The organism is Actinomycetota bacterium, assembly GCA_019347575.1.
Lineage (GTDB): Bacteria > Actinomycetota > Nitriliruptoria > Nitriliruptorales > Nitriliruptoraceae > JAHWKY01.
In genome coordinates this window covers 16,209-39,138 of sequence record JAHWKY010000030.1, presented here as the reverse complement: position 1 = coordinate 39,138, position 22,930 = coordinate 16,209, and the positions used below count along the sequence as shown (strand labels likewise).

20 protein-coding genes, 1 tRNA gene and 1 pseudogene are annotated in these 22,930 nt (G+C 71.2%); 13 read left to right on the top strand and 9 right to left on the bottom strand.

What is annotated here, in order from left to right; all coding sequences use genetic code 11:
• Nucleotides 1-9 precede the first annotated feature (9 nt).
• From KY469_17435 to KY469_17410, 6 genes and pseudogenes are all read left to right on the top strand, one after another.
• Nucleotides 10-771, top strand: coding sequence for an ABC transporter permease subunit (locus KY469_17435; protein ID MBW3664884.1), 762 nt, complete (start codon nt 10-12; stop codon nt 769-771).
• Nucleotides 768-1,751 carry an ATP-binding cassette domain-containing protein gene (locus KY469_17430; GenBank protein ID MBW3664883.1) on the top strand — a complete coding sequence of 328 codons (984 nt, stop codon included), beginning with the start codon at nt 768-770 and terminating at the stop codon, nt 1,749-1,751. The genes KY469_17435 and KY469_17430 overlap by 4 nt, the downstream gene beginning before the upstream one ends.
• Nucleotides 1,752-1,849: 98 nt before the next feature.
• Nucleotides 1,850-2,635, top strand: coding sequence for a c-type cytochrome (locus tag KY469_17425; GenBank protein MBW3664882.1), 786 nt, complete (start codon nt 1,850-1,852; stop codon nt 2,633-2,635).
• Nucleotides 2,619-3,524, top strand: a complete 906-nt coding sequence (locus tag KY469_17420; protein MBW3664881.1) for a ubiquinol-cytochrome c reductase iron-sulfur subunit — start codon at nt 2,619-2,621, stop codon at nt 3,522-3,524. The genes KY469_17425 and KY469_17420 overlap by 17 nt, the downstream gene beginning before the upstream one ends.
• A pseudogene (locus KY469_17415) lies at nt 3,521-4,607 on the top strand (cytochrome b). Before KY469_17420 ends, KY469_17415 begins: the two are co-directional and overlap by 4 nt.
• Before the next feature lie 9 nt (nt 4,608-4,616).
• Nucleotides 4,617-5,945 carry a DsbA family protein gene (locus tag KY469_17410; GenBank protein ID MBW3664880.1) on the top strand — a complete coding sequence of 443 codons (1,329 nt, stop codon included), beginning with the start codon at nt 4,617-4,619 and terminating at the stop codon, nt 5,943-5,945.
• Nucleotides 5,946-5,948: 3 nt separating this feature from the next.
• Here the strand turns inward: KY469_17410 and KY469_17405 are convergent, their stop codons facing one another.
• The gene (locus tag KY469_17405; protein ID MBW3664879.1) at nt 5,949-6,371 is read right to left on the bottom strand and encodes an ACT domain-containing protein; all 423 of its coding nucleotides are present in this window, start codon (nt 6,369-6,371) and stop codon (nt 5,949-5,951) included.
• Between the two features lie 133 nt (nt 6,372-6,504).
• Between KY469_17405 and KY469_17400 the strand changes: the two genes are divergently transcribed.
• Nucleotides 6,505-7,173: a hypothetical protein gene (locus KY469_17400; protein MBW3664878.1), complete on the top strand. Its 669-nt coding sequence runs from the start codon at nt 6,505-6,507 to the stop codon at nt 7,171-7,173.
• A 5-nt stretch (nt 7,174-7,178) separates the two neighbouring features.
• Here the strand turns inward: KY469_17400 and KY469_17395 are convergent.
• A tRNA-Asn gene (locus KY469_17395) sits at nt 7,179-7,252 on the bottom strand.
• Nucleotides 7,253-7,373: 121 nt separating this feature from the next.
• On the opposite strand from KY469_17395, the gene KY469_17390 reads away from it, so the two are divergent.
• Nucleotides 7,374-9,272, top strand: coding sequence for a tetratricopeptide repeat protein (locus KY469_17390; protein MBW3664877.1), 1,899 nt, complete (start codon nt 7,374-7,376; stop codon nt 9,270-9,272).
• Nucleotide 9,273: 1 nt separating this feature from the next.
• Here the strand turns inward: KY469_17390 and KY469_17385 are convergent, their stop codons facing one another.
• Complete coding sequence (locus KY469_17385; GenBank protein ID MBW3664876.1) at nt 9,274-10,233, bottom strand: zinc-binding dehydrogenase; 960 nt, start codon at nt 10,231-10,233, stop codon at nt 9,274-9,276.
• A gap of 67 nt (nt 10,234-10,300) precedes the next feature.
• Between KY469_17385 and KY469_17380 the strand changes: the two genes are divergently transcribed.
• Both KY469_17380 and KY469_17375 read left to right on the top strand, forming a co-directional pair.
• On the top strand, nt 10,301-10,861 hold the full coding sequence (locus KY469_17380) for a macro domain-containing protein (GenBank protein MBW3664875.1): 561 nt from the start codon (nt 10,301-10,303) through the stop codon (nt 10,859-10,861).
• A gap of 94 nt (nt 10,862-10,955) precedes the next feature.
• Complete coding sequence (locus KY469_17375; GenBank protein MBW3664874.1) at nt 10,956-11,462, top strand: type 1 glutamine amidotransferase; 507 nt, start codon at nt 10,956-10,958, stop codon at nt 11,460-11,462.
• A gap of 24 nt (nt 11,463-11,486) precedes the next feature.
• Here KY469_17375 and KY469_17370 read toward each other — a convergent pair whose 3' ends face one another.
• A complete protein-coding gene (locus KY469_17370; protein ID MBW3664873.1) occupies nt 11,487-12,452 on the bottom strand; it encodes a glycosyl transferase in 966 nt (321 codons plus the stop codon).
• A gap of 307 nt (nt 12,453-12,759) precedes the next feature.
• Here KY469_17370 and KY469_17365 point away from each other — a divergent pair, with 307 nt between their 5' ends.
• Both KY469_17365 and KY469_17360 read left to right on the top strand, forming a co-directional pair.
• Entirely contained in the window at nt 12,760-13,959 is a 1,200-nt protein-coding gene (locus tag KY469_17365) for an MMPL family transporter (protein ID MBW3664872.1), read from the top strand.
• Nucleotides 13,956-15,923, top strand: coding sequence for an MMPL family transporter (locus tag KY469_17360; protein ID MBW3664871.1), 1,968 nt, complete (start codon nt 13,956-13,958; stop codon nt 15,921-15,923). The genes KY469_17365 and KY469_17360 overlap by 4 nt, the downstream gene beginning before the upstream one ends.
• 16 nt (nt 15,924-15,939) lie before the next feature.
• On the opposite strand, the gene KY469_17355 is transcribed toward KY469_17360, so the two are convergent.
• The 5 genes from KY469_17355 to dnaG all read right to left on the bottom strand — a co-directional run bounded on the left by KY469_17355 (nt 15,940) and on the right by dnaG (nt 20,962).
• Nucleotides 15,940-16,287, bottom strand: coding sequence for a Rieske 2Fe-2S domain-containing protein (locus tag KY469_17355; protein MBW3664870.1), 348 nt, complete (start codon nt 16,285-16,287; stop codon nt 15,940-15,942).
• A 32-nt stretch (nt 16,288-16,319) separates the two neighbouring features.
• Nucleotides 16,320-17,168, bottom strand: a complete 849-nt coding sequence (locus tag KY469_17350; protein MBW3664869.1) for a hypothetical protein — start codon at nt 17,166-17,168, stop codon at nt 16,320-16,322.
• Between the two features lie 95 nt (nt 17,169-17,263).
• Entirely contained in the window at nt 17,264-17,806 is a 543-nt protein-coding gene (locus tag KY469_17345; GenBank protein ID MBW3664868.1) for a YqgE/AlgH family protein, read from the bottom strand.
• Nucleotides 17,799-18,923 (bottom strand): RNA polymerase sigma factor, encoded by a 1,125-nt coding sequence (locus tag KY469_17340; protein ID MBW3664867.1) that lies wholly within the window; start codon nt 18,921-18,923, stop codon nt 17,799-17,801. The genes KY469_17345 and KY469_17340 overlap by 8 nt, the downstream gene beginning before the upstream one ends.
• A 212-nt stretch (nt 18,924-19,135) precedes the next feature.
• Complete coding sequence (gene dnaG, locus KY469_17335; protein MBW3664866.1) at nt 19,136-20,962, bottom strand: DNA primase; 1,827 nt, start codon at nt 20,960-20,962, stop codon at nt 19,136-19,138.
• Nucleotides 20,963-21,204: 242 nt separating this feature from the next.
• Between dnaG and KY469_17330 the strand changes: the two genes are divergently transcribed.
• On the top strand, nt 21,205-22,929 hold the full coding sequence (locus KY469_17330) for a PDZ domain-containing protein (protein ID MBW3664865.1): 1,725 nt from the start codon (nt 21,205-21,207) through the stop codon (nt 22,927-22,929).
• The last annotated feature ends 1 nt before the right edge of the window (nt 22,930 follow it).

Here is a 22,930-nt window from a genome sequence, read left to right as displayed (position 1 = left end):
GCCCCACCCTTGGCGGTCCGCACGACCGCCGCTCTCGGTGCGGGGCTCCTGCTCGCGCCCCTGCTCGCCCTCGCCATCGCAGGAGGCGTAAGCAACCTCGGAGCCGCCGTCGGCAGCAATGCAGTCCAGCAGGCTCTGTGGCTGACGGCGTGGACGAGCACGATCGCGACGGTCCTGGCGGTAGCGACCGGTGTCGCGCTCGCCTACGTCGCCGAGAGGGCGCGGGGCGGCTGGGCGACGGTCGCCGGGCTGGTCAGCGAGCTCCCCCTGGTCGTCCCACCGGTCGTGGTGGGGCTGGGGCTGCTCCTGGCGTTCGGGCGCAACGGCCTGCTCGGAGGTGCGCTCGACGCCGCCGGGCTGCGGCTGACCTTCACCTCGGCCGCGGTGGTGATCGCCCAGGCGTCGGTCGCGCTGCCGCTGGTCGTCCTGGCGGTCCGAGCCGGTCTCGCATCGACCGACCCGACCGCAGAGCTCGCTGCCGACGCGCTCGGAGCGAGCGCGTGGGAGCGCTTCCGCTGGGCCACGTTACCGTCGCTGCGCAGCGCGATCCTGCTGGGGGCCGCGCTCGGGTGGGGTCGCGCCGCCGGTGAGTTCGGCGCCACCCTGACCTTCGCCGGCTCGCTCCCGGGCTCCACCCGCACGCTGCCGCTGGAGGTCTTCAACGAGCTACAGGACCAGCCCCGACAGGCTGCCGCAGCCGCGCTCCTGCAGCTGCTGGTCGCCGGTCTGGTCCTCGTCGCCGCGCGACGCCTGCGGGGCAGGATCTCGTGAGCGATGCAGCGGTACGGATACGTGCGCGGGTGGGCCAGCTCGACCTCGACGTCACGCTGGAGCCACGCACGGCGCCCGTGACCGCGCTGGTGGGGCCGAACGGGGCGGGGAAGTCGGCCACTTTCGCCGCGTTGCTCGGCCACATCGGCCCGACGCTGCTGCTCCCGCCAGTCGGCTGGTCACCACAGCGCGGCGGGCTGCTGCCGCGCCTGCGACCGCGAGAGCAGGTGGCGCGGTTCGCTCGTGGCTGTTCGCCGCTGGGAGGGCCCGACGACGTGGCCGCACTCCTGGTCACGCTCGGGATAGACCCCGACGATCGTCGTCGTGCTGACGAGCTGTCCGTGGGCGAGGCCCAGCGCGTGGCGGTCGCGCGCGCCCTGTTCGCCGCCTCGTTGGCTCTGCTCGATGAGCCGACTGCGGCACAGGATGCCGCGGGTGCGGCCGCCGTCCGGCGCGCCATCCGCAGGTACGCCGATCTGGGCGGCCACGTGGTCGTGGCATCACACCAACCCGAAGATGCCCATGCCCTAGCCGACCGTCTCGTCGTCATCGAAGCCGGTCGCGTCACCCAGGTGGGTACGCCAGCCGAGCTAGCCGCCGCTCCCGCCTCCACCTACGTCGCCCGCGTCGCCGGCGCGACCGTCCTCGATGGGACGGTCGACGGACACGAGCTGATCGGCGACTGGGGACGACTGACGGTTCCCGATGGGACGCCCAGCGGCCCGGCTGCCGCGACCATACGCCCCGCCGCGGTCGCGCTCCACCCCGCTCCCCCGACGGGCTCGTCCGCACGCAACGTCCTCGTCGGCCGGGTCGTCGCGCTGCTCGACACGGCCGATGCCGTCCTCGTCCGGCTCGACACCCGACCGCCACTGATCGCTGCCCTGACGCACGCTGCCGCCCGCGACCTCGACCTACATCCTGGTAGCGAGGTGGCCGCGACGGTCAAGGCCAACGACATCACGGTGACTCCACGTTGACCCGTCGTCGATATACGCGTCGAGAGAGGCACGGCCGTCACCGTACTTGCGCTCACCTGCACTAACGTGGCTGACCCCCCGAACGCAGGATCTCGTCGGTGGCGAACGCCGTGCCCTCGCGCCTCCTCCGTCGCAGCGCGGTCGTGTTGGGGGTCCTGACCGTCGCGGTCGTGCTCGAGGCATCGGCGGGTGCCGGCCAGGAGGGCCAGACCAACCCGCGGGGTCAGGACCTGTACGCGGCGCAGTGCGCTCTGTGCCACGGGGAGATGGGGCGCGGGATCGAGGGTACGGGTCCTCCGCTCGTCGGCGTCGGCGCGGCCTCGGTCGACTTCATGCTGCGCACGGGACGGATGCCGTTGCCGCACCCGGACGCGCGCATGACCCACGAGGCGCCGAAGGTCACCGACGAGCAGCGCGAGGACCTGATCGCCTACATCACGGGGCTGAGCGATGACCCCGGGCCTCCGATCCCCGCGGTGGACCCGGCGGCGGGCGACCTCTCTCGTGGCCGCGAGCTGTTCACGCACAACTGCGCGGCGTGCCACGGTCCTACGGCCGCCGGGATCGCGGTGGGGCAGCGGGACATCGCCCCGGATCTCGACGAGGCGACCGCCCTCGAGATCGCCGAGGCGGTCCGTACCGGCCCCGGGGTCATGCCGGTCTTCAGCGAGGACGTGTACGACCAGCACGACCTCGACTCGGTCGTCGCCTGGGTGCTCGACCTGCGTGACCGCGCTACTCCAGGCGGGGCGCACGTCGGTCGGAGCGGTCCGGTGTTCGAGGGCGCGGTGGCGTGGATCCTCGGTCTGGGTCTGCTGCTGATCGTCATCTACCTGCTCGGCGAACGCACGGAGGAGGGAGGTGTCGGTGAGCACGACGGTTGATCGGGCGCAGCAGCGTGAGCGCGAGGACCGTGCGGCACGGGGCGCTGCGGCCGCGTTCCTCGTCGCGATCGCGGCCGCGATCGGCCTGTTCGTCGTCTACCTGAGCGGCGGCCACACGCAGGGCGAGGGCGCCCTGCTGTTCGTCGCGTTCGGTGGGATCGGGGTGGGCCTGGGGATCTGGGCGAAGGTGCTGCTCCCCGAGCCCGAACTCGTCGAGGACCGACCACCGCTCCACAGCACCGCCGAGGAGCGGGCCGAGTTCGTCAAGGTCTACGGCGGCTCGGCTGGACAGTCGCGCTCGCCACGCCGCCGCTTCCTCGTGCGCTTGTTGGCCGGAGCCGGGACCTCGCTGGGGCTCGCGCTGCTCCTGCCGTTCCGGTCGCTGGGCCCGGGGCCGGAGAGCGAACTCTTCAGGACCAGCTGGCGCGAGGGCGAGCACCTCGTCACGGCCGAAGGCGAGCGGATCCGGGCGGCCGACGTCGTCGCCGACGAGATCGTCACCGTCTTCCCCGAGTCGGCGACGACCCCCGAGCAACGTGCCGATTCGCAGGCGGTGCTGATCGGCCTGCGTGCCGAACGCATGGCGCTACCCGAGGGATCGCCGCCGACGGTCGAGCAGCTCGTCGTCTACTCCAAGATCTGCACGCACGCCGGCTGCCCTGTGGGGCTCTACCGAGCTGCCGTCGGCGAGCTGCTGTGCCCGTGCCACCAGTCGACCTTCGACGTCAACGAGGGTGCCCGGGTGCGGTCGGGACCGGCGGGTCGGCCGCTGCCACAGCTCCCCCTCGGGACCGACGACGACGGCTTCCTGATCTCGCTCGGCGACTTCGAGGGTCCGGTCGGGCCCGCCTTCTGGAACATGAGCGATCGGCCCGGGAGTGATGCGTGACGAGCCCGGTCGACGCCCTCGCCCGCTGGTTCGATGACCGCCTGCGGCTGGCCGGTGCGAGCAGCAAGTACCTGCGCAAGGCCTTCCCGTCGCACTGGACGTTCCTGCTCGGTGAGGTCGCGCTGTTCGCGCTGGTGGTGCTGCTCTTCACGGGGACGTTCCTAGCGCTGTTCTACACCCCGGATTCCCGGACCGTGGTCTACGACGGCCCGTACGTCCCGCTCCAGGGCGCCGAAGTCTCCGCCGCGTTCGACTCGACGATGCGCCTGTCGTTCGAGGTGCGCGCCGGACTCGTGATGCGCCAGATCCACCACTGGGCGGCGCTGGTCTTCATCGGCGCCATCGTGCTGCACATGCTGCGGGTGTTCTTCACCGGGGCGTTCCGCAAGCCGCGCGAACTGAACTGGGTCATCGGGGTGGTGCTGCTGATCCTGGCGCTGGGAGCGGGCTTCACCGGCTACTCGCTGCCCGACGACCTGCTCTCGGGCACGGGCCTGCGCATCGCGTACTCGGTGCTGCTGTCCATCCCCCTGCTGGGGCCGCTGCTCGGATTCATCACCCTCGGCGGAGAGTTCCCCGGCACGGACGTGCTCGGACGCCTCCACATCATGCACGTCCTGCTGATCCCCGCCGGACTCGTGGCGGTGCTCACGGCACACCTCGTGATCCTGTTCCGTCAGCGCCACACCCAGAAGCCCGGACCCCGCCGCACCGAGAGGAACGTCGTCGGCGAACCGCTCTTCCCCACGCAGGCGATGGTGTCGTTGTCGCTGTTCGCGTTCGTCATCGCCGTGCTCGCCCTGCTCGGCGGCCTCTTCGAGATCAACCCGGTGTGGCTCTACGGACCCTACGAACCGTTCGCGGTGTTCGCGCCCGCGCAGCCAGACTGGTACATCGGCTGGTTGGAGGGTCTCCTGCGCCTGTGGCCGGCGTGGGAGTTCACCGTCTTCGGCATCACCATCCCCGAGCCGTTCCTGCCGGGAGTGGTCGTCCCGGGCGTGCTGTTCACGATCGTCGGCGCGTGGCCGTGGATCGAGCAGCGCTACGTCACTAGGGACGACGCCGAGCACCACCTGCTGCAGCGCATCCGCGATGTGCCGCAACGGGCGGCGGTCGGAGCGGCCGGTCTCACGTTCGCGCTCGTCATCTTCGTCGCCGGTAGCAACGACGTGCTCGCGGCGGACTGGGGTGTGTCGCTCAACGCGCTCACGAACGTGCTGCGCACCACCGCCGTGTTGCTACCGATCCTCACCGGCCTCGCCACGTACCGGGTCGCCGACCGACTCAGCCGGCCTCCGCCACCACCAGCGGTGGAGTCCCCGGCGGCATCATCGTGAACACGCTCCACCTGATCCTCGGGTGGGCGATCGTCGGAGCGTTCGCGCTCCTGATGCTGTGGGGTCTCGCCCTGCGCATCGCCGGACGCTCGGAGGAACCCGTCCCGTTCCGCGCGGTGCTGCACTGGACCGAGAACCTCCTGGTCGTGCAGATCGTCGTTGGGATCGTGCTGCTGCTCCTCGGTCGTCGCATCACCGGCGTGAGCGTGCCGGTCCTGCACTACTTCTACGGGTCGCTGTTCCCGCTGATCGCCATCGTCGGCGGCCGCATCGCCAAGCTGCGCCGCGAGGAGGCCGGCAAGCCGGGCTACGTGGGGATCGCGTGGGGCGCGCTGTTCGCGTTCGCGTTGACCCTGCGTGCCCTGCAGGTGGGACTCGCGAGCGTCGGCTGACCCCGGCTGCCCGAACGGGAGGAAGCGACAACCGAGCGACGGTGTTAGCTGGTACCCGGACCCGAGACGAGGACCGCGCCGTGAGCCGGACGTTCGGACTGACCTTCGACTACCTGTGCCCGTTCGCACGTAACGTCGCCGAGCACGTCGTCCTGGCGTTGCGTGGCGGCGCCAACCTGGAGGTGGACTTCGTCCCCTTCTCGTTGACGCAGAACAACCGCGCCGACGACGAGACCGACGTCTGGGGGCTCGACGACCCGTCGGCCGAAGCCGGCATCCTCGCGCTGCAAGCCGGCCTCGCCGTGCGTGACCACTCCCCCGACCGCTTCCTGGACACCCACATCGAGCTGTTCCGTGCCCGTCACGACCGGGGCGAGGACATCCGCGACCGCGCGGTGGTCCGCGGGGCGCTGGAACGGGCTGGCGACCTCGACGTGGACGCGATCCTGGCGATCGTCGACGACGGCGAGCCGCTCGACACGCTCCGGAAGGAGCACGAGGCAGCCGTGACCGATCACGCCGTGTTCGGCGTGCCCACGTTCATCGGTCAGCAGCGTGCGGTCTTCGTGCGGCTCATGCGCCGCCCCGACGGTGACGCGGAACTCGCGATCCGTACGGTCGACCGCGTCCTCGACCTCGTGGACGGCTGGAGCGACCTCAACGAGTTCAAGCAGACGGTCGTGCCGCGCTGAGCCTCACTCCTCCTCGGAGAGGTCGTCCGGCTCCATCCCCAGCGCCGCCTTGCCCCTGTCGACGTCATCGACGACCAGCACGATGCGTGTGGGCGTCGCCCCACCCCCGGGCGTCGCGATGTACGCCTGCTCGATGTTGACCTCGGCGTCGGCGAGCTTCTGGCTCAGCTCGGCCAGCGCCCCGGGCCGGTCCGCGACGTCCGACACGAGCACGCGGCGCATCGCCTTGACGTCGAAGCCCGCCTCGGCCAGCGCCTGGTTCGCCTTGTGTGGCTCGTCCACGAGCAGGTGCACGATGCCCTTGCCCTGCCCGGTGAAGGCACTCACGCCCTCGATGTTGACGCCAGCGTCGCCGAGCGCTCGTCCGATGCGCGCGAGCACGCCGGGCTGGTCGTCGGGGATGATCACGAGGTCACGGTGGGGCACGACGGCTCCTGTCGGCGGTTCCACGGGAGCCTAGCGACCACCGCCGCGCCGCCTCGGGCTGTCACACCTCGCGGGCATCCTCGCCCCGACGGGGGCGGTCACCCCGCGGTCGATCGGTCGCGGGGCGGACCGCGTGGAGGACATCACCATGGGCTACCGAGGCAAGGTCACGCAACAACAACGAGCACGCGAGCTACGCGCCGAGGCGTGGAAGCTGCAGGAGATCGCCGACGAACTCGGCGTGTCCAAGAGTTCGGTCTCCGTCTGGGTCCGCGACGTCGAGTTCACCCCGAGCCCCCGACGCGGGGCGCAGAAACGTGGACCCAACGCGCTCCAACGTCGCAAGCAGGCCGAGATCGAAGCCGCGAACCAGGCGGGCGTGGAACGGATCGGCGATCTGTCGCAGCAGGAGTTCCTCATCGCCGGCCTCGCGCTGTACGCCGGCGAAGGAACGAAGGGCGACGGCCGCGTCGCGCTCGCCAACACGGACCCGAGGTTGCTGGGGTTCTTCTGCCGCTGGCTCCGGACCTTCTTCGAGATCGATGAGGAGCGTCTACGTGTCGCTCTGTACCTGCACGAGGGACTCGATCTGGTCACGGCGATCGCGTTCTGGTCCGAGGTGACCGGTGTCCCGCCGGAGCGGTTCAGCAAGCCGTACCGGGCGGCCGCGACCGGTGGCATCCGCTCGACGAAGCATCCACGCGGTTGCGCCACCGTTCGTTACGCCTGCTCGCGCACTCACCGTCAGATCATGGGTCTGATGCGCGCGCTGTTCGTTACGACGAGCGATGAGGTCGACTGAGGCCGCTCCGGGGGTGGGACTCGAACCCACAAACCTTTCGGTTAACAGCCGACTGCTCTGCCAGTTGAGCTACCCCGGAATAGGCGCTCCCGAACGGGAGCCTGCGGAGTCTACCGACGCCCCGCCCGGCTCACCACCGGTCGCGCGTCACCGCTGGCGTAGGCGGGGAGCGGTGAGCGGCGCTGGTTACGCTCGGGCGCATGGCCCTGATCGAGCGGACGCTGCGGCTGCAGCGGACCATCCTCAGCCTCACCGTCGCGGGGGCGGCGGTGGTGTTCTGGCGCGCGACCTACGACGTCTTCAACACCGTGAAGGTGACCTGGATCGTCGTCGGGGTGATCGTGCTCCTGGCGATAGGCGCGGTCCGCGTGAACCGCACGCGGCGACTGACGGTCCCCCGCACCCGGTTGTGGTGGGCGCTGGGTGCGTTCACCGTGCTCCTGCTGCTGGCGACCGTGACATCGCAGACGCCGATGCGCTCGTTCGTCGGCGACCCCGGCCGCCACACCGGGGCGGCGGCCTACCTCGCCTACGTGATCCTGATGGTCTTCGCGGTGAGGTTGCACCTGCGCCAACCGGCCAACCACCTCGCGGTCGCCCTGGTCCTCGCATCGGTCCCGGTCGCCGTGTACGCCCTCGCTCAGGCTGCAGACGTCGGGCCTTTCGACTGGCAGGCCGTCGAGGGTGGTCCCCAGGTCGTCTCGAGTTTCGGCAACGCCGACTTCCTGGCCGCCTGGCTCGGGATCACCGTCCCGCTGGCGGTCTGGCTGGTCCTGCGACCTGGTGCCGCGGCGTGGTCCCGCTGGGCGGGAGCGGCCGCGGCGGCGCTCGCGTACGTGGCGGGTCTGGCCACCGGATCGCTCCAGGGCGCGATCGTCGCCCCGTCGGGCACGGCCGTGGTGTTGGCGGCGTGGGCGTGGACGCATCCCGGCGAGGCGGTCCGACGCTGGCGCGGGCCGGTGGCGGTGCTCGGCGCGATCCTCGCGGTGGCCGTGGCGACCCTGGCGGTGACGGGAGCGGGACCGTTCAGCCAGATCCAGGCCAACCTCGACCGCAGCCTCGAGACCAGGACGGGCAAGTGGGCGGCGGGCCTCGACATGATCGCGGACCAGCCGTTGCTCGGGGTCGGCCTCGACGCGTACGGAGACCACTTCCACGCGTACCGCTCGCAGGAGCTGGCCACCGAGTCGGGCCTGCGGCGGACCGTCGACGACCCCCACGACGTGCCCCTGGCGATGTTCACAGGCGGCGGTGTCCCGCTCGGGGCGGCGTACCTCGCGATCGTGGTGGGCGTCGCCCTCGCCGCGTGGCGGGGCCTACGACGGACGGATGCGAGCGATCACCTGCTTGTCGCGGCGATCGCCGGCGCCTGGCTCGCGTACCAGCTGCAGTCGCTGGTCTCGATCGATGTGCCGCCGGTCGCGGTGCTGCAGTGGGTGCTGGGCGGTGTGCTGGTCGCTCGCGGATCACGCCCCGACACCGAGCTCGTCGCGCTGCCGGGGGCTCCACCCCTGCACATCCCCAAGGGCAAGAAGCCGAGCAAGGCGCGCCCGGTACCGCTACGACGGGCCAACCCGGTGCTCGTGACCGCCATCGGCGTGGTCGGGCTGATGGCGCTGGCCCTCGCCACGTGGCCGTTGCGAGCCGATCTCGCGGCGGGTCGTGCTCGCGACCTGGCGGCACGCGGTGACGTCGATGCCGCGGTCGACGCGTACGCCGACGCCGCATCGGTCGCCACGTGGGAGGGTCAGTACTCCGCGTTCCGCGCGTCGGTTCTGGCGGAGGCGGGACGGACCGACGACGCGCGGATCGCGATCGACGAGGCGACCGCTCGCGAGCCGCGCGATCTCGCCAACGTGGTCAACCGTGCCCGGCTGCTCGTGGCGGCGGGGCGGATCGAGGATGCGAGCGCAACCTACGAGCGGGTGCTGCAGCTCGATCCCTCCACGCCGGAGATCGTGGCCGAGGTGGGTCGCTTCCACCTCGAGCACGGTGATCCCGATCGCGCCGTCGAGCTGCTGGCGCACGCGGTCGAGGAGCGCCCCGACGAGACCAGCTGGCAGGCTCTACTGACGCAGGCGCGCCAGGCGGCGAGCTGAGCTAGGGGGTCAGGACGAGCTTGCCGAACACCTCGCCCTCCTTGAGACGCGCGAACGCCTCCCGTGCGTCGGAGAGCACGAAGACGTCGTCGACGAGGGGACGCGTCCCGGTCACGTCCATCAGGCGGACGAGCATCGCCAGCTCATCGCGGGTCCCCATCGACGAGCCGACGACGTTGAGCTGGCGGTAGAACAGCCGTCGCAGCTGCGCCGACGGGTCGGCGCCGCTGGTGGCGCCCACGACGACGATCACGCCGCCGGGGCGCAGCGCCTTCAGCGAGTGATCCCAGGTCGCCTGCCCGACCGATTCCAGGATCACGTCCACGCGCTCTGGCAGGCGGGCACCCGACTCGAACGCCGCGTCGGCTCCGAGCTCCACGGCACGGTCGCGCTTGTCCTGGCTCCGGCTCGTCACCCACACCCGTGACCCGGACGCCCTGGCCAGCAGGATCGCCGCGGATGCGACGCCGCCGCCGGCGCCCTGGATCAGCAGGGTCTGTCCCGGTGCCAGGCCCGCCCGCGTGAACAGAGCCCGGTAGGCCGTGAGGTAGGCGGTGGGCAGGCACGCGGCTTCCTCGAACGACAGCCCGGCGGGCTTGTCGACGAGGTTGCGACGCGGCACCGCGACGCGCTCCGCGAAGGTCCCGTCGTGCTGCTCGGACAGGATCGAGAAGTCCTCCGCCAGCGTCTCGTCTCCATCGGGCGTGGCGACAACGGCGTGCACGATCACCTCGCGACCGTCGGCCGTGACCCCTGCGGCATCGCATCCGAGGACGATGGGCAACCGGTCGGCGCTCATCCCCACGCCCCGCAACGTCCATAGGTCGTGGTGGTTCAACGAGGCCGCTCGCACCTCGACGACCTCCCACCCGGACGGTGGATCGGGATCAGGGTGCTCGCCGAGGGTCAACCCCGACAGTGGATCGTCGGCGGACAGGCTGGTGGCGGTGGCAGCGAACATGGGGCCACTGTAGGGCCCCACCGCCCCGACCCCGTTCTCGTAGCCTGCAGCCGTGATCGGAGGTGACGTGGAACAGCACGCGCAGTCCGAGATCCGCGGGACCGTCGTGCGGGTCGTCGAGGCGGATCTGACCGCCTTCGACGCCGATGTGGTCGTCAACGCCGCCAACCGCCACCTGCAGCACGGAGGCGGGCTCGCGGGTGCCCTCTCCGCGGCCGGCGGTCCGCAGGTCCAACGAGCATCCGACGCCTGGGTCGACGAGCACGGCCCGCTGGGACCTGACGATGCCGCCGTGACGACCGCCGGGACGCTACCTGCCCAGCAGCTGGTGCACGTCGCCGGGCCGGTGTACGAGGAGGGCTCCGACCAGAACGAGCCGCTCCTGCGTCGCGCGGTCGGCGCCGCGCTACGAGCGGCTGCGAGGACGGGCGCGCAGCGGGTCGCCCTCCCGGCGATCTCGGCCGGCATCTACGGGTACCCGCTGGACGAGGCGACAGCCGTCATCGCCCACGAGGTCGTGCGATTGGCGCCCGATCTGGGCCTCGCCGAGGTCGTCCTCGTCGGGTTCGATGACGAGACCGCCACCGCCTTCGGCGCCGGGCTGGAACGCGCGACGCTGGCCGGCTGACCGGCCACGTTCGGACGGGACCAGCCTCAGCGCGTGCGCTCCCGCCCCGTAGGGTGGGTACGGATCGCCGCAGAACCCGAACGAGGAGGCAGCCGTGGCGAAGGTCGCGTTCGTGCTCGAGACCGATTTCGAGGATGTGGAGTTCGAGGGCCCCTACGACGGGGTGCGCGAGGCAGGTCACGACGCTGTCATCGTCGGCACCGAAGCCGGTAAGCAGTTGACCGGCAAGAGGGGCGATGTGACCGTAACCGTCGAGAAGACCCCCGGCCAGGTCCACGTCGATGACTTCGACGCACTGGTGGTGCCCGGCGGGTACTCACCGGACAAGCTGCGGCTGAACGACGACATCGTCAAGTTCGTGCGTGGCTTCTTCGAGGCCGACAAGCCGGTCGCCGCCATCTGCCACGCGGGACAGCTCCTCGTCGAGGCGGAGGTGGTCGACGGCCGCACGATCACCTCGTGGCCGTCCGTGCGCAAGGAGCTGACGCTCGCCGGCGCCGAGTGGGTCGACCAGGAGGTCGTCGAGGACGGCAACCTGATCTCGTCGCGCAAGCCCGACGACGTCCCCGCGTTCACGAAGGCGCTGCTCGCACGCCTCTAAAAGTGGTCCCTCACGGCACTACGGTCAGCGGTCGCGACCACTGAGTCCCGCCGGGTCGCGCGCGGCCATGACGGCTTCGATCAGTCGGGCCGCGCGGTCGGGCCCCAAACCGGCCGCCCCACGAGCGAGTCGCGCGGCGGCGCGTCGGTGACGATCGTCGCGTAGAACGCGCCGCACGGCGGACGCGAGGCGTACCGCGAACAGCGGGCCCCACCGCACGGTGACGCCGGCTCCGGCGAGGTTCACCCGACGGGCCGTCTCGCGTTGGTCACCCTGGATAGGGGCGACCACGACCGGGCAACCAGCCGCGAGGGCCTTCACGATGGTCCCGTGCCCTCCGGGGCAGACGAACACCGATGCCTGCTGCACGAGAGCTGCGTGCGAGCCGCGGCCGATCACGAGACGGTCCGGGACGTTGCCCGTGATGTCCTGCGGTGTGGTCGCCACGACCCGCAGATCGCTCGATGCGAGCCCGTCCAACGTGTGGGCGACCAGGCTCTGATCGACCGTCGACGCGGTCGAGTCGGTGACCGCTACCACCGGACCCTCCCCCCGGGGCGGATCCAGGCGCGGCCAGTCCGAAGGCTCCCACACGAGCGGTCCGACGACGAAGGTCTCTTCGGGCCAGGGATCGCGCGGGTACTCCAGCCCCGGCAGGGTCGCCAGGAGCCGACGCACGGGCTCGCCTCCGGGCGGCAGACCGATCCGTCCCCGCATCCGGTCACGCAGCGCGCGACCCTCCGCCAACGACTCCTCCTGGCGGCGCCGGAGCCGAGCCTGGTCGAGCCGTCCCAGGGGGGTTCGGGGCGGACGCGCCCCGAGGCCCACCGGCGGCACCGACGGTGCGGGGTCGTACAGGTACTGCGGGGAGAGCTCGACCCACGGGACCCCGAGCAGGTCGGCTGCGAAGGCGCCTGCCATCGTCAGCGTGTCCACGACGAACACGTCCGGCCCGAGCGCCGCCGCCACCTCGGCGAGCGGTGGGGCCATCTCGGCGGCTCGACCCCAGATGCGGAACCCGAAGTCGTCATCGTCGGAGCGCGCGGCAAGGTGCGGCAGCTCGAGCCAGTCCAGGCCCTCGGCCTGGGCGCCGGAGCGCCATCGGGGCCCGGTGGCGACGGTGACGTCGTGTCCCCGCCGTCGGAGCGCGACGGCGACCGCGATGATGGGTAGGGCGTGCCCAGCATCGGGACCGCTGACGGCAACGACCTGGACGGACGGTCTCCCTGGGAGTTCGCCGCGACAGGCTAGGCCCTACGCTCGCGCGAACCGTCCTGACCCCCCGGAGCACACCTCGATGGCTGGGCTCGCTCGCTTCAGCGTGCGCTGGTGGTGGCTCGTCCTGCTCGCCTGGGGCGGCGCCACCCTCGCCCTGCAGGTGGCCGCGCCCCCGTTCGCCGAGGTGGCCACGTTCGACGAGACCGCGTTCCTCGGCGACGATGCACCGGCGATCCGTGGCGGCGAACTGCTGGCCGAGGGATGGCCGGAGGACGACTTCACACGCAGCGCCATCATCGTGTTCGCACGGGACGACGGACCGCTGACCGACGACGATCAGCGCTTCCTGAGCGACGTGGCGGCCTGGTTCGACTCGGAGGCCCCGCGCGCCTTCGGCGCGGTGAGCACGCACCTCGACGATCCGGCTCTCGAGGAGGTGCTCGTGTCCTCGGACGGTCAGGCGGCTTTCATCGTCGTCGGCCTCGAACTCCCGCCGTTCACCCCACCGGCCAACGAGGCGGTCGCCGAGGCGCGATCCTTCCTCGACGAGGCCAACACCCCGTCGGGACTGCAGGTCCACCTCACCGGGTCGGCGGGTGTCGCATCCGACGAATCGGCCGCGATCGACGAGTCGGTCAACCGCACCCACCTTCTGACGCTGGTCCTGGTCGCCACGATCCTCTTGTGGGTCTACCGCTCCCCGGTGGCCCCGATCGTGCCGTTGATCACGATCGGGATCGCGTTCCTCGTCGCACTCGGCACGGTGTCGCTGCTGGCACAGCTGGGCATGGACGTCTCGTCGCTCTACGAGACCTTCAGCATCGTGATCGTCTTCGGGGCCGGAACCGACTACTGCCTGTTCCTGATATCCCGCTACCACGAGGAACTCGACCTCGGCGAGCGCCACGGGTACGTGGCTTCGCCGCGGATGCGCCGGGCCACGCTGACTGGAACGATGGTCGTCCTCGGAGCCGTCATCGCCTCGTCGGCGGGCACGACCATCGCGGGCTTCAGCGCCCAGGCCGTCGCGGAGTTCGGCATGTTCCGGACCATGGGGCCGGCGATGGCGATAGCCGTCGCGATCACGCTCGCGGCCGCGCTGACCCTGACTCCCGCACTCATGCGGCTGTTCGGACGCTGGCTGTTCTGGCCGGACGCGAGCATCCGGGGAGGGCACGCCGCGGGCTCGCTGGTCATCGAACAGCGCGGCACGGCGCTCCGCCTCGATGCCCCGCTGGAACGGCGGGCTGACCGCCCTGGCGACGGCGAGGGAGAGTGAGCGACGACCGTGCACCGCGTGCCGAGGGCTTCTGGGGCCGCTTGGCCACGACCGTCATGGAGCACCCGGGTCGCATTCTGGCGCTCGCGCTGCTGCTGCTGGTCCCGCCGCTGCTCGCACTGCCGTCGATGCGGTTGTCGAACGACACGCTCGAGGAACTGCCCGACGGCGCCGGATCGGTCGAGGGCTTCGAGTTGCTCGCCGAGCACTTCCCCCCGGGCACCATCGCCCCGCTGATCCTCGTCATCGACGACGACGCATCGGTGTTCGACCCCGGCAGCTTCCGCGCCCTCGGCGACCTGTCCCGCAACCTCAAGCGTCTCGATGGCGTGGCGTCGGTCCGCTCTGTGGCGATGCCCACCGACGGGGAGCGCCCCGAGCTGACCACGACCCCCGAGGCCGAGAAGCTGTCCGAGCTGCCCACTCGGCTGCAGGAGGCGGCGTCCGGGGCGCGGCGCATCGAGGACGGCCTGGCCCAGGCGCGCATGGGGGTCGGCGAGATCGACGAACGGCTGCCGGAGCTGCGGTCCGGGGTCTCGGACGCCGTGGACGGTGTCGGTCAGCTGATCGACGGCGCCGCGCGCGTCCGCGACGGCCTCGATCGGCTCGACGCCGGGCTCGGCGAGTTGCGGACCGGCTTGGCGGATGCCCGTGACGGCGCGGGGCGGCTCCGCCAGGACGTGGCGGTCCCCGCCGAGGAGGCGATCCGCTCCGCCTGGAGCCGGCTCTTCGAGGACTTCACCGTCGGACGGACGGACCCCGCGTACCCCGAAGCGGTCGAGGCGGTCGGCGAAGCCTTCGGCTACATCACGGGGCGCGATCCGACGACCGGAGCTCAGGTCGATCCGGAGTACGACGGCTTGCCGGCGGCGCTGGGAGAGCTGGAGGCGGGGCTCGGCGAGGCCATCGGCGGCGTCGACGAGCTGCGGGACGGTGTCGGCAGCATCGACGACGGCCTGGCACGGTTGGTGGAGGGCCTGCAGGAGCTGCAGACCGGTCTGGCCGAGGCCGGACCGGGCATCAACCGGCTGGCGGCGGGCATCGACGAGCTGCTCGCCGGCCTCGGCCGTCTCGAAGATGGCGCTGCTCAGCTCGCGGACGGCCTCGGCCAAGCAGCGTCACGCATCGAGGAAGCCGGCCTCGGCGAGCTGCTGCTCGGAGACGAGGGCGGACCGTTCGTGCTGACCGCGGGCATGGTCCAGGCGCTGCCCGACGTGCGCGAACAGCTCGAGTTCTTCGTGACGGAGGACGCGACCCGCACGCGCGTGTTCGTCGGTCTCGACGCCTCACCGTTCTCGCCGGAGGCGGTCGCGCTCGTCCCCGACATCCGTGAGACCGCACAGCGTTCGCTGCAGTCGTCGCCGCTCGAGGACGCCGAGGTGGTGGCGACTGGCGTCTCGGCCTTCTTCGAGGACCTCGACGAGGCGGTCGACCGCGACTTCCTGCTGATCGTGGTCGCGGTCATCGTCGGCGTGTTCCTGGTCCTGGTGCTGCTCCTGCGGGCGGTGGTGGCGCCCATCTACATGGTGGCGACGGTGCTGCTGTCGTTCGGGACCGCGCTCGGCCTCACGACGATCGTCTACCAGGGTCTGCTGGGCCATCAGGGGCTCGCGTGGTGGATCCCGCCGTTCCTGTACGTGCTGCTGGTCGCGCTCGGAGCGGACTACAACATCTACATGATGAGCCGTGTCCGGGAGGAGGCGATGACCCGCACGACCCGCCATGCGGTCGCCGAGGGCTTGCGGCTGACGGGAGGGGTCATCACCTCGGCGGGGCTGATCCTGGCTGGGACGTTCGCCGCCCTCATGGCTGCCCCCATGACCTCGCTAGCGCAGATGGGCTTCGCCACGACGGTAGGGATCCTGCTCGACACCTTCGTCGTGCGTTCGTTCCTGGTGCCGTCGCTGGCGATCCTGATCGGGCGACACAACTGGTGGCCCTCGCAGCGAGCCTACGCCGACTGAGCGGCTGGAGCGGTGGTCACGAGGTGGGGGCGGCGAGCCGGACCCACACCCAGCCTTCGGCCTCCTGGACCTCGTGAACGGGAAGTGCGAGATCCTGGTCGTCACCGGGGAAGGTGTTGGTCCCCGTGCGGGCGTCGTACGCGTAGAAGTGGTGGGGACACTCGATGCAGCCGTCATCGGTCACGAACCCGCGCGAGAGCTGGTGGCCCTGGTGCGGGCACGCCGGATCGAACGCCACCGCCGCGCCGTCGGGCAGCCGGCCGAGCAGCACCTCGGTGTCACCGATCGTGACGCGTAGGAACGGCGGCCCTCCGACCTCGTCGGAAGGCGCCGCACGCTCGAAGCCCGGCTCCGGTCGATCCACGGCGCCAGGGTAAGCACCGGGCCGCTCGGTCCTTAAGAACCGGGCGCGGTCTCGGTGGCGTCCGGACGAGCGTCGACACCCAGTCGGTCGAGCAACGCTTCGCGCCACCCCGCCAGTCTGGCGGCCACGGAGGGGTCGGCGATCCGGATGAGCGCCTCGACCGCATCGCCGGTCGGAGCGCCGCGCCACCTGGTGTGCACCAAGGTCTCGGGGTCCATCTCCATCGCGGCGGCCCAGGAGTGGACCGTGACGTCGGCTGCCAACTCGGGGGCGATCTTGAGCACGACACGAAGCCGCCGCGGGTCGACGCCAGCGTGGTCGAGCAACCAGCGAACCGTGGCCGCCGCGACCTGCTGGTCCGCCACCGCGATCAGGGCAGCGTGCTCGGACACCTCGGTGCGAGCCAGCGTCAGACCGAGCCCGCCGACGAACGACACCGTCGGCCCATCGAGCCGATCGTTGGCGTCAGCGCGGGCCGCGGTGCGGATGGCCGCCGTGTCCGGCCTCGGTGGCGTGGCCTCGACACGAGCCGGCGCCGTCGGCTGCTCGACCACGGACAGACGGCCAGGACGGCCCGAGGCGATGTCCCCGCACCAGGCCCGGACCAGCAGCTCGTCGACGTCGAGCTCGTCGGCGATCCGCTCGTGCGACATCCCGGCGCGCCGGAGCGCCCGGGCACGGGCGGCTCGGGTATCGCCGCGCTCGAGCACCACGGTCCCCGCGTCTCCGCGCTCGGGGATGACCTCGAGGGGTGGCAGCGAGTCGGGTGCGACCGCGCGACGGGCCCGCGCGGTGAGCTCGTACGCGATCGGGGCGTCCGCGGCGGTCTCGAGCGGCAGGGTGCCCTGCTCGGGAGGCTGAGTTACACCGTTGTCATCCATGCTCCCAAGGTACGACGTGGGTGTGACACGGGATCGGGCGCAGCCCGTTCAGGGGCGCAGACACCCCGTGAACACCCGTCCGAACGACCAAGGCCCTAATTGAGTGACGGGTCCTCCGAGGCGGTCACGTAGACACCGCCTTGACGGCGCAGGACGTCCTGCCACAGCCCGTCGGGATCGGCGACGAAGGGGTCGTCGGGGCGGGTCTCGAGCACGAACCAACCTCCGGCCTCGATCTCGCCCTCGAGCTGGCCCGGGGCCCACCCCGAGTAGCCGGCGAAGACCCGCACGGCCACGAGGCCGTCGAGCGTGCTGGGGTCGATGCTGAGATCGACGATGCCGATGTCCTCGGTGACGCGTCGCCACGTGCCCCGGTCGGCGTCGACGTCACTGCGTCCCAACGCGAGGACCGCCGACGGCTCCACCGGACCGCCCTCGAACACCACGGGAGGTTCGGCAGCGATCGGGTACCAGACCGGCAACGCCTCGACCACCTCGATCTCGGTGGGCCGGTTCAGGATCACCCCGAGCGCCCCGTCGTCGCCGTTATCGAGGAGGAGCACGACCGAGTGGGCGAAGTTGGGGTCGGCCAGACCGGGGGTCGCGACCACGAGGCTGCCGCGGGTGGCCTCAGTCATCGACGAGGTAGCCCTGCAGCGCGTCCGCGTACGAGGGATGACGCAGCTTCGCCAGCGCCTTCGCCTCGATCTGGCGGATCCGCTCGCGCGTCAGGCCGAGGGCCTCCCCCACCTGTTCGAGGGTGTGGGTCTCGCCGTCACGGACACCGAAGCGCATCTCGAGGACGACCCGCTCACGATCGTTCAGCTCGGCGAGGATCGACCCGAGGTGGGTCTGCAGGAGCAGGTGGGAGGCCGCGTCGATCGGCACGACGGCGTTGTCGTCCTCGACGAGCTCGCCGAGCGAGGCTCCCGCGTCCTCGCCGACCGGAGCGTCGAGCGAGGCGGGGTCGATCTCGAGCGACCGCAGCTCCTCGACCCGGTCGGGGTCCATCTCGACCGCCGACGCGAGCTCGTCGAGGGTCGGTTCGCGCCCGTACTTCTGCAGCAGGTGGCGCTCCACGCGCGCGATCTTGTTCAGCGATTCGACGAGGTGGACCGGGATGCGGATGGTCCGTGACTGGTCCGCGATACCGCGACTGATCATCTGGCGGATCCACCACGTGGCGTAGGTCGAGAACTTGTAGCCACGGGTGTAGTCGAACTTCTCGACCGCGCGGATCAGGCCGAGGTTGCCCTCCTGGACCAGGTCGGGGAACTGCATCCCGCGGCCGATGTAGCGCTTCGCGATCGACACGACCAGCCGCAGGTTGGCCTCGACCAGGTGCGCCTTGGCGGTGGCACCGTCGCGTTCGATGCGGCGTAGCCGTGCTCGCAGCTCGGGGCCGAGGTGCGCGGGGGAATCGAGGATCTCGCCGGAGATGCGCCCCGCCTCGATGCGCTTGGCGAGATCGACCTCCTCCTCCTGCTCGAGCAGGTCCACCTGCCCGATCTCGTTGAGGTACTGGCGGACGGCGTCGACGGTGGTGGCCGCCTCCTTCTCCGGCTCGCGATCGTCGCCCGAGGCATCCTCGCCGACGTCGATGATCGCGACACCGGCCCGGTGCGCGGCACGCACGAGATCCTCGGCGGTGGCTTCGACGCGCCCCGCGAGCTCGGCCAGCTCGGCGGTCGTCACGAACCCGCGCTCGCGGCTGCGGTCGAGCAGGATGTCGAGTTCGGACTGCTCCTCGTCCATGCGTGCCCGCAACTCCACGACCCGCGCTGCGGCGGCGGGGGGGCCCGTACCCGGCGCCCCGTGGGATCGGGAGGCGTCACCGAACTGGTCGGACGCGTGCGGTGGTGGGGGCGGATCGAGCGTGCCCTGCACCACCCCAGGCTCCTTCGATGGGCCGTGACGGTCGATGCTAACGCCCCACCCGCTCGGGTGTAGGCGTCACGAGAGGTCGCTCACTCCTCGACCGCGCGGAGCACGCGGCGCTGCGCCTCCAGGGCGATGAGCTCCTCGAACCGCCGGCGGTAGGCGTCGGGATCGGTCGTCGGGTTCAGGCGCTCGAGCTCGGCCTTCTGCCACGCGATCTCGTCCTCGAGGCGTCGCACGAGCAGGCGCGATACCAGGGCGGCGACGTGCGTCGCGTCCGGTTCCACCGTCGGGTCCTCGAGCGCGACCGCGCGGATCAGCTGGCGCGCCTCGTCGTCCTCGGCAGCATCGAGCACGGAGGTGAGGTCGGCGCCGAGCCCGCCGCCCGCTGCGACCGCCCGGAAGACGCTCTTGGCACGGGGGTGGCTGAAATCGTCCTCCGTGACCTCGGCCCACGCATCGGGGACGAGGTCGGGGCGCTGGAGGATGACACGCAGCACCTCGCGTTCGAGTTGGGCACTGGCGTGCGGATCACGTGGCGGATCGAGCTCGGCGGTGCGGGTCGCCGGCGTCGCGATCCGTCCACCACCGCCGACGTCGCCACCTGCGCCCTCGACCGCCCGCGCGACGACGTCGAACGACAGGCCGACACGATCGGCGACGTGGACGCGGGTGTACTCGTGTCGCAGGACGGGGTCGGGGATGCTCGCCAGGATCGGGGCGACGTCACGGACGGCGGCCGCCCGCCCTTCGGGCTGCTCGAGGTCGAACGCCTCGACGTGGCGGCGGAGCACGAAGGGGATGACCGGGGTCGCGGCAGCGACGCGTTCCCGCATCGTGTCGACACCAGCGTCGCGGACGAGGTCGGCGGGGTCCTGGCCCGCGGGCAACACGAGCACGCGGACGTCGAGATCGAAGTCGCGGGCGATCTCCCACGCCCGCTCGGCGGCCTTGCCGCCTGCCTCGTCGCTGTCGAACGCCAGCACGACGCGATCCGCGTACCTTTCCAGGAGCCGGAAGTGCTCGGCACCCACGGCGGTCCCGCACGTCGCCACCGCGTTGCCGAACCCCGCCTGCTGCAGCGCCATCACGTCGGTGTAGCCCTCGCAGATCAACGCCTCGCCGCTGCGCACGATGTCGGCGCGGGCCCAGTTCATGCCGTAGAGCACCTTGCTCTTGTGGTAGATCGGGGTCTCGGCGGTGTTGAGGTACTTGGGTGGGTCACGGTCGCCGTAGTCGAGCGTGGGCAGGATGCGGCCACCGAACCCGATGACGTCACCGGACAGGTCGAGCACGGGGAAGATCAACCGGCCGCGGAAGCGGTCCCGGAGCCGGCCACGCTCCGAGCGCACCGCGACACCGGCCTTCACCAGCTCGCGCTCGTCGAAGCGTTGTGCCGTGAGGTGACGCGACAGCCCTTCCCACTCCAGCGGTGCGAACCCGAGCGCGAACCGGTCCGCGTCCTCGCGCCCGAAGCCGCGCCCCTTGAGGTAGTCGCGCGCGGCCGCGCCAGCGTCCGTGAGCAGCTGCTCGCGGAAGAACTCGGAGGCGGTCGCGTTGATCGCCACGAGACGGCTGCGCTCGCCGAGCGCACGCTTCTCCCCCGCCGACAGCTCCTCGTAGCGCAGCTGGAACCCGACGCGGCGCGCGAGCTGCTCGACCGCCTCGACGAAGCTGAGCCCCTCGACCTTCTGCAGGAACGAGAAGACGTCGCCCCCCTCCTGGCAACCGAAGCAGTGCCACAGCCCCTGCCCCGGGTCGACCGTGAACGACGGCGTCCGCTCGCCGTGCAGGGGGCACAGACCCTTGAGGCGCGCTCCGGCCCGAGTCAGCTTCGTGTGGTCGCCGATCACGTCCGCGGCGTCAACGCGTTCGCGCAGGGCCTCGATGTCCTCGCGTCGGATCCGACCGGCCACGTCCCGCTCCTGTCGTACGGAAGGTACCGACCGGGCCGACGAGCTAGCCTCGCCCGGCCCGGAGCCGCTGTGGAGACTTAGGTGACCTGCGCGCAACACATGCCTCCGCCTGACGGGCCGAGGTCGCCGCTGGCTGCGTTGCCGTCGTCGTCCGTACAGCACCGGTACGACCTCCTCCGGCGCCTTGCCAGCAACGACCTCGCCTCCATCAGCCGAAACCGGCGTTACGCGCAGGCCACCTAGTGGATCCCATCCGCTACGCGATCGATCTGTCGGGCCACCGCCAGCACCTCGTCCGCGTGACCCTGATGCTCCCCGACGATGCCGAGCGCATCGTGCTGCCGGTGTGGACCCCCGGCAGCTACGTCGTCCGCGACTACGTGCACCACGTGCAACAGGTCAGAGCAGCCGATGATCGCGGCACCGAGGTTGGCGTCCGGTCCGACGGCCACACCGCCTGGCTGGTGTCTCCCGATGCGGCGACGTTCACGCTCGAGCTGTACGCCAACGAGCTGACGGTCCGCTCCAACCACGTCGACGACCATCACGCCCTCCTCGTCGGGGCCGCGACCTTCCCCTTCGTCGATGGCGCTCGCGACCGGCCGCACGAGGTCACGGTGGACGCTCCCGATGGCTGGCACGTCTGGTCGTTGCTGCCCGGCGACGATCGCTTCACCGCCACCGACTACGACCACCTCGTCGACAGTGCCTTCGAGGCAGGGGCGCATCCAGAGACGAGCTTCGAGGTCGCCGGCGTCCCGCACCGGTTCGTCTGGGCGGGCCACAGCGGACGCCCCGATCTCGATCGCATCGCCGAGGACATCAGGGCGGTGGCCGAGAAGGCGGTGGAGCTGTTCGAGGGCGACCTGCCGATCGAGGCGTACACGTTCCTCTGCACCGCGTGGGATCGCGGTGGTGGTGGCTTGGAGCATCGCGACGGGTCGGTACTGATGGTTCCGGCCACCACCTTCAGCACCGCGGACCGCTACCGCTCGTTCCTCGAGCTGGTGGCTCACGAGTACCTGCATCTGTGGAACGTCAAGCGCCTCGTCCCGGTCGAGCTCGTGGAGCTGGACCTCGAGCGTCCGACGCACACGCCCTCGCTGTGGGTGGCCGAGGGTTGGACCGCCTACTACGACGACCTGCTGCCGCTCCGCGCGGGGGCGTGGGGACCGCGTCGCCACCTCGACCGCGCGGCGGAGCGGTGGCGGTCGAGCCTCGAGACGCCGGGTCGCAAGCTGCAGTCCGTCCGTCAGGCGAGCCACGACGCGTGGACGCGCTACTACGTGCGCGACGAGAACTCACCCAACGCGACCGTGAACTACTACGCACATGGCGCCAACCTCGCATGGTGCCTGGACCTGCTGGTCCGTCGTGCGGAACCCACCGGGGACGGGCTCGACGACGTCCTGCGTCTGCTCTGGGGCCGCTTCGGACGGACCGGGAAGGGCTACACCGAGGCCGACGTCGAGACCGCGGCGTCCGAGGTCGCCGGCACCGACCTGTCGGAGTTCTTCGACGACCACGTCGCCGGCACCGACGATCCACCGCTCGAGGAACTGCTCGAGGTCATCGGCCTCGCGCTGGCCGAGGACCCCGACGGCGGCGACGATCCACCCGCCCCCCACCTGGGCGCGCAGACGGAAGAGAGCGACGAGGGCGTGCGGTTCACCGCCGTGTTGCGCGATGGACCCGCGTGGCGGGGCGGGGTCACGGGTGGAGACCGACTGGTCGCGATCGACCGCCAGCGCGTCGAGCGCGGCGAACTCGATGCGGTCCTGCGTCAGCACGCCGCAGGGGTCACCGTCGAACTCGCGGTCCTCCGTGGGCCGCGCCTGCTGCTGCTGCCGGTCACCCTGGGGGAGCCGGCCCCACGACGTCGCATCGGCGCGGTGGACGATCCCTCCGAGGACCAGCGGACGGCGTTCGAGCGCTGGTCGGGAACCAGCATCGACGACGTCGCCTGAA